Origin of the sequence: Nocardioides pymetrozini (assembly GCF_046058985.1) — a bacterium.
Lineage (GTDB): Bacteria > Actinomycetota > Actinomycetes > Propionibacteriales > Nocardioidaceae > Nocardioides.
This window is the reverse complement of the sequence record NZ_CP175556.1, coordinates 3,648,875-3,661,642: the sequence shown is the minus strand read 5'-3', so window position 1 is coordinate 3,661,642 and position 12,768 is coordinate 3,648,875. Positions and strand designations below refer to the sequence as shown.

General features: G+C 73.7%; 12 protein-coding genes and 1 tRNA gene. 11 read left to right on the top strand and 2 right to left on the bottom strand.

Going from position 1 to position 12,768, the window contains the following annotated elements; all coding sequences use genetic code 11:
• Positions 1 to 3: 3 nt before the first annotated feature.
• Positions 4 to 1,254, bottom strand: a complete 1,251-nt coding sequence (locus ACJ5H2_RS17935) for a C39 family peptidase (protein ID WP_408896798.1) — start codon at positions 1,252 to 1,254, stop codon at positions 4 to 6.
• Between the two features lie 104 nt (positions 1,255 to 1,358).
• On the opposite strand from ACJ5H2_RS17935, the gene cysS reads away from it, so the two are divergent.
• From cysS to ACJ5H2_RS17915, 4 genes are all read left to right on the top strand, one after another.
• A complete protein-coding gene (gene cysS / locus ACJ5H2_RS17930; RefSeq protein ID WP_408896797.1) occupies positions 1,359 to 2,771 on the top strand; it encodes a cysteine--tRNA ligase in 1,413 nt (470 codons plus the stop codon).
• A 110-nt stretch (positions 2,772 to 2,881) separates the two neighbouring features.
• A complete protein-coding gene (rlmB, locus tag ACJ5H2_RS17925; RefSeq protein ID WP_408896796.1) occupies positions 2,882 to 3,844 on the top strand; it encodes a 23S rRNA (guanosine(2251)-2'-O)-methyltransferase RlmB in 963 nt (320 codons plus the stop codon).
• An 8-nt stretch (positions 3,845 to 3,852) separates the two neighbouring features.
• Positions 3,853 to 5,355 carry a metallophosphoesterase gene (locus tag ACJ5H2_RS17920; RefSeq protein ID WP_408896795.1) on the top strand — a complete coding sequence of 501 codons (1,503 nt, stop codon included), beginning with the start codon at positions 3,853 to 3,855 and terminating at the stop codon, positions 5,353 to 5,355.
• 100 nt (positions 5,356 to 5,455) lie between these two features.
• Positions 5,456 to 5,534: transfer RNA gene (locus tag ACJ5H2_RS17915), tRNA-Gln, on the top strand.
• Here the strand turns inward: ACJ5H2_RS17915 and ACJ5H2_RS17910 are convergent.
• The gene (locus tag ACJ5H2_RS17910; protein ID WP_408896794.1) at positions 5,523 to 6,158 is read right to left on the bottom strand and encodes a TetR/AcrR family transcriptional regulator; all 636 of its coding nucleotides are present in this window, start codon (positions 6,156 to 6,158) and stop codon (positions 5,523 to 5,525) included. The two genes, ACJ5H2_RS17915 and ACJ5H2_RS17910, sit on opposite strands and share 12 nt — an antisense overlap.
• Before the next feature lie 80 nt (positions 6,159 to 6,238).
• Here ACJ5H2_RS17910 and ACJ5H2_RS17905 point away from each other — a divergent pair, with 80 nt between their 5' ends.
• Genes ACJ5H2_RS17905 through ACJ5H2_RS17875 form a run of 7 tightly spaced genes read left to right on the top strand, consistent with a single transcriptional unit; the run spans position 6,239 to position 12,730 of the window.
• Positions 6,239 to 7,207 (top strand): amidohydrolase family protein, encoded by a 969-nt coding sequence (locus tag ACJ5H2_RS17905; protein ID WP_408896793.1) that lies wholly within the window; start codon positions 6,239 to 6,241, stop codon positions 7,205 to 7,207.
• A complete protein-coding gene (locus ACJ5H2_RS17900; protein WP_408896792.1) occupies positions 7,204 to 7,947 on the top strand; it encodes an SDR family NAD(P)-dependent oxidoreductase in 744 nt (247 codons plus the stop codon). The genes ACJ5H2_RS17905 and ACJ5H2_RS17900 overlap by 4 nt, the downstream gene beginning before the upstream one ends.
• Positions 7,944 to 8,762 (top strand): enoyl-CoA hydratase/isomerase family protein, encoded by an 819-nt coding sequence (locus tag ACJ5H2_RS17895; RefSeq protein ID WP_408896791.1) that lies wholly within the window; start codon positions 7,944 to 7,946, stop codon positions 8,760 to 8,762. Before ACJ5H2_RS17900 ends, ACJ5H2_RS17895 begins: the two co-directional genes overlap by 4 nt.
• A gap of 12 nt (positions 8,763 to 8,774) precedes the next feature.
• Positions 8,775 to 9,542, top strand: coding sequence for an SDR family NAD(P)-dependent oxidoreductase (locus tag ACJ5H2_RS17890; protein WP_408896790.1), 768 nt, complete (start codon positions 8,775 to 8,777; stop codon positions 9,540 to 9,542).
• The gene (locus tag ACJ5H2_RS17885) at positions 9,539 to 11,176 is read left to right on the top strand and encodes a CocE/NonD family hydrolase (protein WP_408896789.1); all 1,638 of its coding nucleotides are present in this window, start codon (positions 9,539 to 9,541) and stop codon (positions 11,174 to 11,176) included. The genes ACJ5H2_RS17890 and ACJ5H2_RS17885 overlap by 4 nt, the downstream gene beginning before the upstream one ends.
• 1 nt (position 11,177) lies before the next feature.
• Complete coding sequence (locus tag ACJ5H2_RS17880; RefSeq protein ID WP_408896788.1) at positions 11,178 to 11,978, top strand: enoyl-CoA hydratase/isomerase family protein; 801 nt, start codon at positions 11,178 to 11,180, stop codon at positions 11,976 to 11,978.
• Positions 11,975 to 12,730 carry an SDR family NAD(P)-dependent oxidoreductase gene (locus ACJ5H2_RS17875; protein ID WP_408896787.1) on the top strand — a complete coding sequence of 252 codons (756 nt, stop codon included), beginning with the start codon at positions 11,975 to 11,977 and terminating at the stop codon, positions 12,728 to 12,730. The genes ACJ5H2_RS17880 and ACJ5H2_RS17875 overlap by 4 nt, the downstream gene beginning before the upstream one ends.
• Positions 12,731 to 12,768: the final 38 nt, after the last annotated feature.

Here is a 12,768-nt window from a genome sequence, read left to right as displayed (position 1 = left end):
AGCTCACCAGTTGCCGCCGGGCGCCGCCGGCAGCGGGTGCGCGGGGTCGCGGATGACATAGGCCATGCCGCCGGACGCCTGCAGCCAGAGCCGCTCGAGCTGGCCGCGGGCGTAGACGCGGCGCACCGCGTCGTTGCTGCCCGCTGCCGGGTCGTTGACGATGACGTCCCCCGTCGCGGTGAACCCGACCACGACGAGCAGGTGCCCGGCCGAGGACGAGATGGGCGCGCCCGTGAGCTCGCCGCGGCCGAAGGCCAGCGAGATGACGGGCGGGATCCCGGCCTTCACCAGCAGCTCTGCGTCGGTGAGGTCGCGCAGCCGCGTCACGAAGGCCTCCCCGGTGCGGCGGGCGGCGAAGGCGGTGTTGAAGGGCCAGTTCCCCGTCCCGTCGTACGCGTGGTCGTAGGTTCCTCGGGCGGTCGCGTCGACCCACGGGTCCGGGTGCCCGGCCGGCACCCAGCCGTAGGAGCCGGGGCCGGGCAGGCGGCCGTAGTAGCCGAGCACCATCGCCGTCGACGTCGGCGAGCACCAGGCCTCCCCGCCGCCTCCCCACTGCGGGTAGTGCCCGGAGTGGGTCATCTGCGAGTAGCGCGGCACGGCGAGCTCCACGCCCCGCGCGACGCCCGGTGCGGAGACCGGTCCGGCCGTCGCCGGCAGCCGGGAGGTCATCGCGGTGGCGAGCGCGACGCGGGGCAGCTTGCGGCCGCGCTCGCGGTGCGCCGCGATCCTGATCCGGTACGACGACAGGCCGGCGCTCTTCCAAGTGTCGGTCGCGACCCGCGTCCCGTCGTCTCCCTGGGCGCCGCCCGAGCGGCGGCGCACGACCTTGTCCTGTGCGGCCCACCGCGCGAGGACGTCCCAGGAGGTCTTGGCGCCCGTGGCGCTCCGGCCGCGGACCTGGACCTCGATCCAGCTGGACCCGGGCGTGCGGGCCGACCACGACGCGATCAGCTCGGTGAAGTCGAAGCCGGGGGAGACCCACCTGCTCGTCCATCGCGCGACCTGGTAGGTCCGGCCGTACTTCGCCCGGCTGCCGGCGGGCTTCCAGGGCCCGGGGGCCGCGAAGCGCTCGAGGTCGACCTTGCGGTCGGTCACCGCGGCCGCGCTGACCGCGGCGCCGGCGACGCGTTCGGTGGCGGGGCGCTCGGCGGTGGGGCGGGCGAGAGCGACCGCGGCGAGGCCGGAGACCAGGCAGGCCGCGAGGGCGAGGGGCAGGACGCTCGTGACGAGGCGACGGGGGAAGGAACGGCGCACTGCCCCACGGTACGTCACATCCGTCACACGGGTCACACCATGGCCGGGCCGCCCGCGCGTGCGAGGATGCGCGGCCCGCCCGCGCCGATCCCTAGACTGACCGGGTGACCATCCGGCTCTACGACACCGCCACCCGCGAAGTGCGTGACTTCGTGCCCCTGCGCGAGGGCAAGGTCGGCCTGTACGTGTGCGGCCTGACGGTCCAGAGCGAGCCCCACGTCGGTCACGTGCGCTCCGCGGTGAACTTCGACGTGCTCCAGCGGTGGCTGCGCCACCGCGGCTTCGAGGTCACCTTCATCCGCAACATCACCGACATCGACGACAAGATCCTGGCGAAGTCGGCCGAGCAGGGCCGGCCCTGGTACAACCTCGCCTACGCGATGAAGATCGAGCTCGACAAGGCCTATGCCGCGCTCAACGTGGCCCCGCCGACGTACGAGCCGGCCGCCACGGGCCACATCCCCGAGATGGTCGTTCTCATCGAGCGGCTCATCGAGCGGGGCCACGCGTACCCGGCCGAGGACGGCTCGGGCGACGTGTACTTCGACGTCCGCTCGTGGCCGCAGTACGGCGAGCTGACCCATCAGGGCGTCGACGACATGGAGCCGGCGGCCGACGCCGACCCGCGCGGCAAGCGCGACCCGCGCGACTTCGCCCTCTGGAAGGGCCGCAAGGAGTCGGAGCCGGAGACGGCCAGCTGGCCGAGCCCGTGGGGCCCGGGCCGTCCCGGCTGGCACATCGAGTGCTCCGCGATGGCCGGCAAGTACCTCGGCGACGCCTTCGACATCCACGGCGGCGGCGTCGACCTGCGCTTCCCGCACCACGAGAACGAGCAGGCCCAGTCCCGCGCGGCCGGTGGCGCGTTCGCGTCGTACTGGATGCACAACGCGTGGATCACCACGGCCGGCGAGAAGATGAGCAAGTCGCTGGGCAACACCCTGAGCATCCCGTCGATTCTCGAGCGCTACCGGGGCGCCGAGCTGCGCTTCTACGTCGTGGCGGCCCACTACCGCTCCCACGTGGAGTTCTCGTTCGAGGCCCTCGACGAGGCGGCGGTCGGCTACCGGCGGATCGAGGCCTTCCTCGAGCGCGCCGGCGCCGCGACCGACTCCGTCGGCCAGCGCGGTGACCTGCCCGAGGCGTTCGCGGCGGCCCTCGACGACGACCTCGGTACGCCGGCGGCGGTCGCCGTCCTCTACGACACCGTGCGCGAGGGCAACCGCCAGCTCGCCGCGGGCGAGGACGTCACCGCCACCGCGCGCGCGGTGGCGGCCATGCTCGACGTGCTCGGCGTGCACCCCGCCGACCCGGCGTGGGCCGGCGCCGGTCGCTCGGACGCCGAGGATCGGCTCCGCTCCGCGGTCGACGCCCTCGTGGCCGGCCTGGTCGAGGAGCGCGCGCAGGCCCGCGCCGACAAGGACTGGACTCGCGCCGACGCCATCCGCGACCGGATCAAGGCGGCGGGCATCGAGGTCACCGACACCCCCGACGGACCCACCTGGAGCCTCGGTGGTTGAGGTGCCGCGAGCGAGGAACGAGCGAGGGGCCTCCGCGGTGGTTGAGGTGCCGCGAGCGAGGAACGAGCGAGGGGCCTCGAAACCCCGTGACCTGAACGGAAGCCGCAACCATGCCCGGTAACTCGTCCCGCAAGGGCGCGATCCGCAAGACCAGCAAGAAGCCGACGGCCGGCTCCGGCGGGCGCGTCCGCCGTGGCCTGGAGGGGCGCGGCCCGACGCCGAAGGCGACCGAGCGGGAGTACCACAAAGCCCACAAGATCGCCGAGGCCAAGAAGCGCGCCGAGGCCAAGAAGGGGCGCGGCCCCCGGCGCAAGACCGGTGGGGACGAGTGGATCGCCGGGCGCAACCCGGTGGTCGAGGCGCTGCGCGAGCGGGTCCCCGTGACGTCGGTGTACGTCGCGGAGGGCGCCGAGCGCGACGGTCGGCTGCGCGAGGTGTTCCGCCTGGCCGCCGAGCACGGCATCGGGCTGCTCGAGGTCAGCCGCGGCGAGCTCGACCGGCTCACCGACGGCGCGGTCCACCAGGGCCTCGCGGCGCGGATCCCGGCCTACGAGTACGCCCACCCCGACGACCTGCTCGACGCGGCCGACCAGGCGGGCGAGAAGGCGCTGGTCGTCGTGCTCGACTCGATCACCGACCCGCGCAACCTCGGCGCGATCGTGCGCAGCGCGGCCGGCTTCGGCGCGCACGGCGTCGTGATCCCCGAGCGCCGCGCCGCCTCGATGACCGCGGCGGCCTGGAAGACCTCGGCCGGCGCAGCGGCGCGCTGCCCGGTCGCGCAGACGGTCAACCTGACCCGGCAGATCAAGGCCTACCAGGAGGCCGGCTGCTTCGTCGTCGGCCTCGCCGCCGACGGCGACCTCACCCTGCGGGAGCTGGTCGCCGACGACGACCTGGCGCGCGGGCCCCTCGTCCTGGTCGTCGGCTCCGAGGGCGAGGGCCTGTCCCGTCTCGTCGCGGAGAGCTGCGACCGCCTGATGTCGATCCCGATGGCCGGAGTCCTGGAGTCCCTCAACGCCGGCGTCGCCGCCTCCGTCGCGCTGTACGCCGTCGCGGAGGCCCGCGCCCGCTGACCGCTGCCGTGCCCGCGCCTCGCCGTCTCCTCCGGGTCCTCGCGTACGCCGGGGCCTGGGTCGTGCTGTCCGCGGCGATCGCGGCGGCGATCTTCGTCAACAGCGAGCGCACCGTCGAGATCGCCAGCCACGAGGCGACGATCCGCCCCAACCTCACCGGCGAGGTCGTCGCCCGGATGGGACCGGTGCTGCCCGACCTGCGGATGCCGTCCGGCTCCCGGGTCGGCCTGGAGGTGGAGCTCGGGAAGACGGATGCGGAGACGCTCGAGGAGCTGACCGGGCGGTATGCCGCGATCGCCTCGCAGCCCGAGGGCCAGATCGCGGTCGCGGAGCGCGTGGTGGTCGCCATGGCGCTGGCCGCGGCGGTGCAGGGCGCCGTCCTGGGATCGGTGCCGCTGCTGGTGTGGGCGGCCGTGGGCCGCGCCCGCCGACGCGAGCTGTACGGCGCGCTGCGCACGCCGACCGGGTTCGCGGTGTCGGGCCTGGCGGTCGTGCTGGCCGTCGCCGCCGTCGTACCGCTGGGATGGGGGCGCACCGAGCCACCGCGCGAGCACTGGACCCCGCTGCACGACTTCCTCGGCCCCGCGGTGCCCCTCCCCGACGAGCTCGCCGACGTCGAGGTGATGGGCGACGCGACGACGGCCCAGTCGCGGCGACTCATCGAGAGCGGGATCAGCAGCTACCAGAAGAGCCTGGAGTTCTACTCCCAGGCGGCGGACGAGGCGGCCGACCTGGAGCTGCGCCAGCCGGAGGACGGTGAGACGGTCGTCGTCCTCGTCTCCGACCGGCACGACAACGTCGGCATGGACAAGGTCGCGCGCGCCATCGCGGACGCCGGCGGCGCGACCGCCGTGTTCGACGCGGGCGACGACACCTCGACGGGCAGCCGCTGGGAGGCGTTCTCGCTCGACTCCCTCGCCGCGGCCTTCGACGACTTCGACGGGCGCTGGGCGGTCGCAGGCAACCACGACAGCGGCGGCTTCGTCCGCGAGTACCTGGAGGAGCGCGGCTGGACCTACTTCGACGACGAGGTGGCCGAGGGGCCGGGAGGCTCACGCATCCTCGGGCTCGACGACCCGCGCTCCAGCGGACTCGGCGACTGGCGCGACCAGACCGGCCTCAGCTTCAGCGAGGTCGCCGAGCTGCTCGGCGACGCCGCGTGCGCCGCCGACGAGGACGGCGAGCGGGTCAACACGCTGCTCGTCCACGACGCCAACATCGCCAAGCCCGCGCTCGAGCGCGGGTGCGTCGACCTGGTGCTCGGCGGGCACGTGCACGTGCAGACCGGCCCCACCGCGGTCACCGCCGAGGACGGCCGGGTCGGCTACACCTACACGCTCGGGACCACCGGCGGCGCGGCGTACGCGATCGCCATCGGCAGCAAGCTGCGCCGTCCCGCGAGCATCGGGTTGGTGACCTACCGCGAGGGCCGTCCGGTCGGCATCCAGTCGATCACGCTGCAGCCGAACGGCCGCTACGAGGTGGACCCGTGGGCGGAGCTCATCTACTGAGACCGCCGCGGCGGTTCGCTGAGGGCTTCCCGGGGAGGGACGCGATCCGCCCCCCGTTCGTCGGGTACGCCGGGCGCCGGGCCTAGGCTTGTCCCCGCAATCCCCGGTTGGTCTGCCGGCAGGGCCCGCCTGACTTTGAATCAGGACAAGCGACGTAGGTTCGACTCCTACCCGGGGAGCTCCGAGCCCGTCGTGTCGGCGCCGACCATCTGGGTGACCAGCTCGACGTGCTGGCGGGCGAGGTCCGTGGCGTTGAGCCGGCCGCTGGGCCGGAACCACTTGCCCGCGTTGATGCACAGGTCGAGGATCGACTTGGCGGTGATGTCGGTGTCGACGCCGACCGCGGCGAGGGTGAACTCGCCGTCGGCGATGCCGCGCCGGAGGCAGTCCTCGAAGAGGCGCCGGATCCGCTTCTGCTGCTCGAGGACGTCGGCGGCCCGGTCCGGCGGCAGGTGTCGCCACTCGGTCTGGCTGACGAGGCCCTCGAGCTGGCGCTCGGAGTGGAAGAGAGAGATCGCGCCGACGAGGGCGCGCAACTGTGCGGTCGCGTTGTCGGCTGCAGCGCTGTGGGCGCGCAGGAGGGACTCAACGGAGTCGTTGAGCGATCGCATGAGGATGGCGTAGAGCACGTCCTCCTTGGACCCGAAGTGGTTGTACAGCGATCCCGCGGTCACGTTGCAGGCCTGCATGATCTGGCGGACCGACGTCGCCGGGTAGCCATTCGTGAAGAACAGTTCCGTAGCCACGTCGAGTACGCGCTGGGCCGTGTCCGTGTGGCGGGCGTCGGTCTTTGCGGATCTCACGAGACCAGCGTACTCGATATATGAACGTTTGTTGACGTACCTCGTAGCGGACTGGTAAACAAACGTTCATGCATTCTGTGATGCCGTTCACTCGGCAGCCAGCGGCGGTCGACCTGTGCGACGTCGTGCTGGGCCGCGCGGGTTGGCGGGCGTACCTGGGCGCCCTCCTGGGTGCCGCGCCGCGGTACGGCGTGGTGTTCGCTCCGCGCTTCGCCGCTATGTCGGGTCGCACCACGCGGCAGATCGTCACCGCCCTGGCCGAGGACCGCGACGCTGCGATCGAGGACCTGGCCGAGGTCGCGGCACGGGTCTTCGACCCTGAGGCCCGAGTCGCCGAGCTCGAGGAACACGACATCGTGCAGGTCATCCACGGTGGCCCGTGGCCGTGCGAGGACGGCACGATGAACGACCACGTCGCCGCGATCGCCCGACGATGCGACCGCTTCGTGCCGTGGGCTGGCGTCTCGCTGGCGGACCCGGGGGCGGCGCTGGCCGAGGCGACCCGGGCGGTCGACGAGCTCGGGATGACCGGCCTCTCGGTGATCCCGTTCCTGGACGGCGTGGACCCCCGCGACCCGGATCTGGCGGACCTGTGGGCCTTCGCCGCCGACCGCGACCTGCCGGTCTGGGTCCACAGTGGGCAGAGCTTCTCCGCCGCGCCCATGGCGATCAGCAGTCCGCAGGTGATTGACACCCTGGCCGTCCGTCATCCGCACCTGCGCATCGTGCTCGGCCACGGTGGCTGGCCCTGGGTGCTCGACGCCATCGCCCTCCTGCAGCGCCATCCCCAGGTGTACCTGGAGTTCTCCTCGCACCACCCGCGGACGATGGCCGCCGCCGGCTCCGGCTGGGAGCCGCTCTTCCTCCACGGATCGCGGTCGGTGCGCGATCGGATCCTCTTCGGCTCGACGAGCTGGACCCACGGCCAGGGACCGGCGGCGGTCGTCGCGTCCGCGTCGCACCTCCCGATCAGCTCCGAGGTCCGCGAGGCGTGGCTGCACGGCAACGCAACCCGGTTGCTGACGCGCGACCCGGAGCCGGTCCGATGAGCCCGGCGAGCCCGATCGCCCGGCGCCGCGTGGTCGTCACCGGCGCTCTCGGCGGGATCGGCTCGGCGGTCACGGCGCGGCTGCTCGCCGAGGGCGCTCGGGTGCTGGCCGTCGACCACCCCGACGTCGTACGCAGCGACCCGGGTCCGGCGGCGCCGGACCGGCACGTCCTCGGCGTCGACCTGCGCGACCCCGCTGCCTCCGGTGAGGTCGCCCGGCAGGCCGCCGAGCGGCTCGGCGGGCTCGATGGCCTCGTCAACAACGCCGGGGTCGAACTGCGGGCGCCCATCTCCGAGCACGTCGACGAGCGCTGGGACGCCGTCCTCGACGTCAACCTGGGGGCTCCCTTCCGGCTGGCCCGCGACCTGGCCGACCTGCTGGCGAGCGGCCGCTCGGCCGCGGTCGTCAACGTCTGCTCGATCGCGGTGACCGGCTTCGCCGGACAGATCGCGTACGACGCCAGCAAGGGCGGCCTGCTGACCCTGACCCGTTCCCTGGCGGTCGAGCTCGGCCCCCGGGGCGTCCGCGCCAATGCCGTCTGCCCGGGGTTCATCGACACGCCGATGCTCGACGAGGGCGCGCTGCGCCCGATCGCCGAGCGCGTCGCCCGGACCTTGCCCCTGCGCCGTCTGGGCCGCCCCGCCGACGTGGCCGGCGCCGTCAGCTGGCTCCTCGGCGAGGACGCGGGCTACGTCACCGGCCAGTCCCTTTTCATCGATGGAGGAATGAACCGCTCATGACGACACTGCACGAAGAGCCCGCACTCTCGACCTTGCGGACGCACGAGCCGCGTCCGGGCGTCCGGTGGATCGTGTTGAACCGCCCGGAGCGGCTCAACGCGATCGACCGCGCTCTCGGCGAGGAGCTGTACGCCGTCCTCGAGCGGGCGCTCGCGGACCGCGCGACGCGGGTCGTGGTGATCACCGGCGAGGGCCGGTCCTTCTGTGCCGGCGACGACCTCGGCGCCGTCGAGGAGCACCTACGCGGAGAGTACGAGCGCTCACCGGTGATCGGCACGACGCCGGACCCGATGTACCTGCGCATCATCGAGATGCTGGTGACCAGCCGGGTCCCGGTGATCATGGCGGTCAACGGCGACGCCGCCGGTGCGGGCGCCGAGCTGGCCTGCGCGGGCGACGTGCGGATCGCGAGCTCGCGGGCTCGCCTCGGCAGCGCGCTGCTCAACGTCGCCCAGGCCGGTGGCCTGGTGATGATGTCGCGGCTCGTGGGCGCCGCCCGCGCCACCGAGATCTACCTGTCGGGCGCGCTGCTCGACGCGCACGAGGCCGAGCGCCTGGGCATCTTCACCAAGGTGGTCGAGCCGGAGGACCTCGTCGGCGCCACGCTCGCCGAGGCGGAGCGGCTCGCGAGTGCGCCGACCGCGGCGATCGGCCTGTTCAAGGAGCTGCGCGAGCAGACGATCGGGCAGCCGGTCCAGCAGGCACTGCGCCTGCAGAACGCCGTCCACATCCGCAACAACGCCGAGGTCGAGGACGCGCTCGAGGGCGCCACGGCCTTCATCGAGAAGCGCCGTCCGCGCTTCGCCGGGAAGTAGGGAGACACCGCCATGGGCGAGAACATCTTCGGACGTTTCAACGGGCACGTCGTCGTCGTGACCGGCGCGGCCTCCGGCATCGGCGCCGCGTCGCTGGCGCTCTTCGAGCGCGCCGGCGCCACCGTGGTGGGCCTGGACCTGCGCGAGGGGACCGGCATCCGGGCCTGCGACGTGTCCGACCCGGCCGCGGTCGACGCGGCGCTGCGGGCGGTGGTGGCCGAGCACGGCCGCCTCGACGTGGTGCACGGGAACGCGGGGATCAGCATCCCCGGCCGTCCGCACTCGATCACCGACGACGACTACCGCCGGGTGATGGGCGTGTGCTGCGACGCGAACTTCTATCTCGTGCGCTCCGGCGTGCCTCACATGCGCGAGCGCGGCGGGGTCTTCGTCTTCACTGCCTCGATGTGCGGCGTGGGGGCGACGCCGCGCTCCTCGGTCTACAACATGGCCAAGCACGCCGTGATCGGCCTGACCCGCTCGGTTGCGGTCGACTACGGCGCCCAGGGCATCCGGGCCGTGGCCATGGTCACCGGGCCGACGCACACCGCGATGGCCGACGAGCTGTGGCCCGAGGACGGCGTGGCGCGCACCGGGTTCCTGCGGGCGACACCGGCCGGACGACTCAGCCGACCCGAGGAGCAGGCCCGCGCGGCGGTCTTCGCGGCGCTCCCCGAGTCGTCGTACATGAACGGCGGCGTGATCACGGTCGACGGAGGCGCGACCGCGGGCTGGAACGAGATGGGCCTGGGGATGCTCTCGACGGCGGCCCCGGCATGAGCACCGGCTTCTGGCTCGGCGACGTCGTGACGCCGATGCGCGACGGCGTCGCCCTGCAGGCCGACGTGTGGCACCACGACGAGCCCCGCCCCGCGGTGCTCTTCCGCACGCCCTACGGGCGCCGCGCGATCACCTCCGACGTCCTTCGGCCGGTCGACTGTCTCCACGGCGGGTTCGCCGCTGTCTGCCAGGACACCCGGGGCCGGTTCGGCTCGGACGGCGACTGGCAGCCGATCATGTGGGACCAGGAGGCGCTCGACGCCTACGACACCGTGGAGTGGGTCGCACGCCAGGAGTGGTGCGACGGCCGGGTGATCCTCGCCGGCACGTCGTACGGCGGGATCGTGTCTTTCCTCGGAGCCGCTCAGCGCCCGCCGAGCCTGGCCGGCGTGGCAGCGGCGATGGTGACCTCGGGCAGTCGCGACGTGCGCGAGCTCGGTGGGGCGATGCGCCTCGAGCAGGTCGTCAGCTGGCTCCTCTACATGGCCGCGGACTGGGTGCGGCGCCGACCGCAGGACGCTGACGCCGAGACGGTCGCCACCCTGCAGGCGCTGCTCCTCGACCCGGAGCCGGCCCTGGCAGCGCTGCCCCTTGCCGAGGGCCCGTTGGCGCGCCTGCGCGGCTTCCCGATCGACGTCCCCGCGCTGCTGGCCGGTCGGGTGCCGACCACCCCCGAGTGGGAGCCGGCCGCCGTCGAGGTGCCGGTGTTCGTCACGACCGGGTGGTTCGACGTCTTCGCCTCCGCCACGATCGACGCGTTCCGCGACGCCGTCGAGGTGCATCCCGAGCTGCCGCACCGACTCGTCGTGGGTCCGTGGGCGCATACCGGACCGCTGCCGCACCACACCGGCGAGCTGAACTTCGGCGTCACCGCCTCCGCGGGCGCGGCGGCGGTGCCGGCGCAGCAGCTGGCGTTCTTCACGGACCCCGCGGCAGCCGGGCCGCGACACGAGGTGAGGTACTTCCTCATGGGCGCCGACCAGTGGCGCACGGCCGACGCCTGGCCACCGCGTGGCACACGGACCGAGGTGCTGCATCTGGCCCCGACCGGCGGGCTCGGCCGCGAGGCGGCGCCGGCCGGTGCCGTCGACACCTACGAACACGACCCGCTCGACCCGGTGCCGAGCCGCGGCGGCCGCGTCATCCACCTCGGGCGGTCCACGCCGGGCCCGATCGACCTGCGCCGGCAGCTCGACCGCCCCGACGCGCTCCGCTACCTGACCGCGGAGCTCGACGAGCCGCTCGACGTCGTGGGCGGCGTCCGCGCGGACCTTAGGGTGTCGGTGAGCCAGCCGGACGCGGACCTCGTCGTCCGCCTCGTCGACGTCCGTCCCGACGGCCGCGCGTACCCGGTCGCCGAGGGCGTGGCCCGGCTGAGCCACGTGCTCGGACGCCTCGCGGACGGCGCTCCAACCCGGGTCCGGGTCGACCTGGGGTACACGGCGCAGCGCTTCGGGCGCGGCCACCGGCTGGGTCTGCTCGTGACCGGCAGCGCGTTCCCGCACCTCGACCGCAATCTCAGTACCGGCGATCCCTCGAGCACCTCCGCTGAGGCCCGCACCGTCGTCGTCGAGCTCCACCTCGCCGACTCGACGCTCTCCGTCGGCGTACACCCCCAGGAAGGAGCGCGCTGACATGCCGCTGTGGAGCCTCACCCGGGCCGGCGGTGTGGTCGAGCTCGTCTACGACAACCCGCCTCGGAACTTCCTCACCTTCGCCGCACTCATCGAGCTCGGCGCGCACCTCACCGCGCTCGCGGACGACCCCGGCACCGCCGTGGTCGTCCTCGCGAGTGCCGACCCGGAGCGCTTCGTCGCGCACGCCGACCTCGATGAGCTGGCCCGGCTGGCCGACGGTCCGGTGCCGGAGGCGCGGGCGTGGTACACGACGATGCGCCTCATCGAGACGATGCCGCAGCCGGTCGTCGCCGCCATCGACGGCCAGGCCTGGGGCGGGGGACTGGAGCTGTCGCTCGCCTGCACCCTGCGCTGGGCGAGCCCGCGAGCGCACTTCTCCGCGATCGAGACCGCGCTGGGCATCATCCCCGGCGCGGGCGGGTCGCAACGCCTGATCCGGCTGATCGGGCGCGGCCCCGCGACCGATCTGGTGATCACGGGCCTGCGGGTCGACGCCGCTCACGCCGAGCGGCTCGGGATCGTCAGCCGGGTCATCCCCGGCGACTTCCGAGCCGAGGTGCTGGCCGCCGCGACCGACCTCGCGCGCCTGCCGCGCGCCGCGGTGGCCGCGGCCAAGCGGGTCGTGCGCGAGGGCGCCGAGCTGGACCTCGCCGCCGCACTGCGACTGGAGGGCGGGACCTTCGGGGAGCTGCTCGCGACTCCCGAGTCGCTGGGCCTGCAGCGCGCCGCCCGGGAGCGGTACGCCGCCGCGCCGGTCGATGCCCCGGTCGACCTCGCCGGGCTCGGGGAGCCAGCATGAGCGGCGTCGCCGTCGTGACCGGCGCGAGCCGGGGGATCGGCCGTGCCGTCGCCGAGCAGCTGGCACGGGACGGCTTCGACCTCGCGGTCGGCTACTTCGCGCGGTCCGAAGCCGCCGACGAGGTGGTGAGGGTCGCCGAGGGACACGGGGTCCGCGCGGCGGCGTACCAGGTCGACGTGCGCTCGCCGGAGTCCTGCCGGCGGCTCGTGGCCGATGCCCGCGCCGCGCTCGGACCGGTGCGCGCCGTCGTGTCCAGCGCGACCGGCTTCGGCGCGGAGCATCCCGGTCTCGGCAGGTCGCTGGGCGTCGCCCTGGAGGTGTACCACGAGATGTTCACCGCCCGCGTCGGCGCGCTGCTGAGCCTGGTCGACGCCGCCGGTGCCGACCTGGACGGCGGCGGCCGGATCGTCGCGGTCACGAGCACCGGGACCTGGCGTCACGTCCCCGGCTATGCGCCCATCGCGGCATCGATGGCCGCGGTCGAGAGCGTCGTCCGCTACCTGGCCGCCGAGCTCGGGCCACGCGGCATCACGGCCAACACCGCGGTCGGCGGCGTCGTCGACACCGACGCCCTCGCCGAGATCACCAGCGATCCCGAGCGCCTCATGGAGGCCGTGCGCCGCGCCACGCCCCTGGGGCGGGTCGGCCGCGCCGACGACATCGCGGCGGTCGTCGGCTTCCTGTGCAGCGCGTCCGCGGACTGGGTGACCGGCCAGTCCCTCATCGCAGACGGGGGCAACGCGCTGCGCTGACCGCACGACGGCTCGGGCCGGACTCGACAGATCCCAGC

Coding starts and splice junctions, on each gene's coding strand:
- rlmB (WP_408896796.1), top strand. CDS start 2,882: ATGCCCGGTAACTCGTCCCGCAAGGGCGCGATCCGCAAGACCAGCAAG.
- ACJ5H2_RS17905 (WP_408896793.1), top strand. CDS start 6,239: ATGCCGTTCACTCGGCAGCCAGCGGCGGTCGACCTGTGCGACGTCGTG.
- ACJ5H2_RS17900 (WP_408896792.1), top strand. CDS start 7,204: ATGAGCCCGGCGAGCCCGATCGCCCGGCGCCGCGTGGTCGTCACCGGC.
- ACJ5H2_RS17895 (WP_408896791.1), top strand. CDS start 7,944: ATGACGACACTGCACGAAGAGCCCGCACTCTCGACCTTGCGGACGCAC.
- ACJ5H2_RS17890 (WP_408896790.1), top strand. CDS start 8,775: ATGGGCGAGAACATCTTCGGACGTTTCAACGGGCACGTCGTCGTCGTG.
- ACJ5H2_RS17885 (WP_408896789.1), top strand. CDS start 9,539: ATGAGCACCGGCTTCTGGCTCGGCGACGTCGTGACGCCGATGCGCGAC.
- ACJ5H2_RS17880 (WP_408896788.1), top strand. CDS start 11,178: ATGCCGCTGTGGAGCCTCACCCGGGCCGGCGGTGTGGTCGAGCTCGTC.
- ACJ5H2_RS17875 (WP_408896787.1), top strand. CDS start 11,975: ATGAGCGGCGTCGCCGTCGTGACCGGCGCGAGCCGGGGGATCGGCCGT.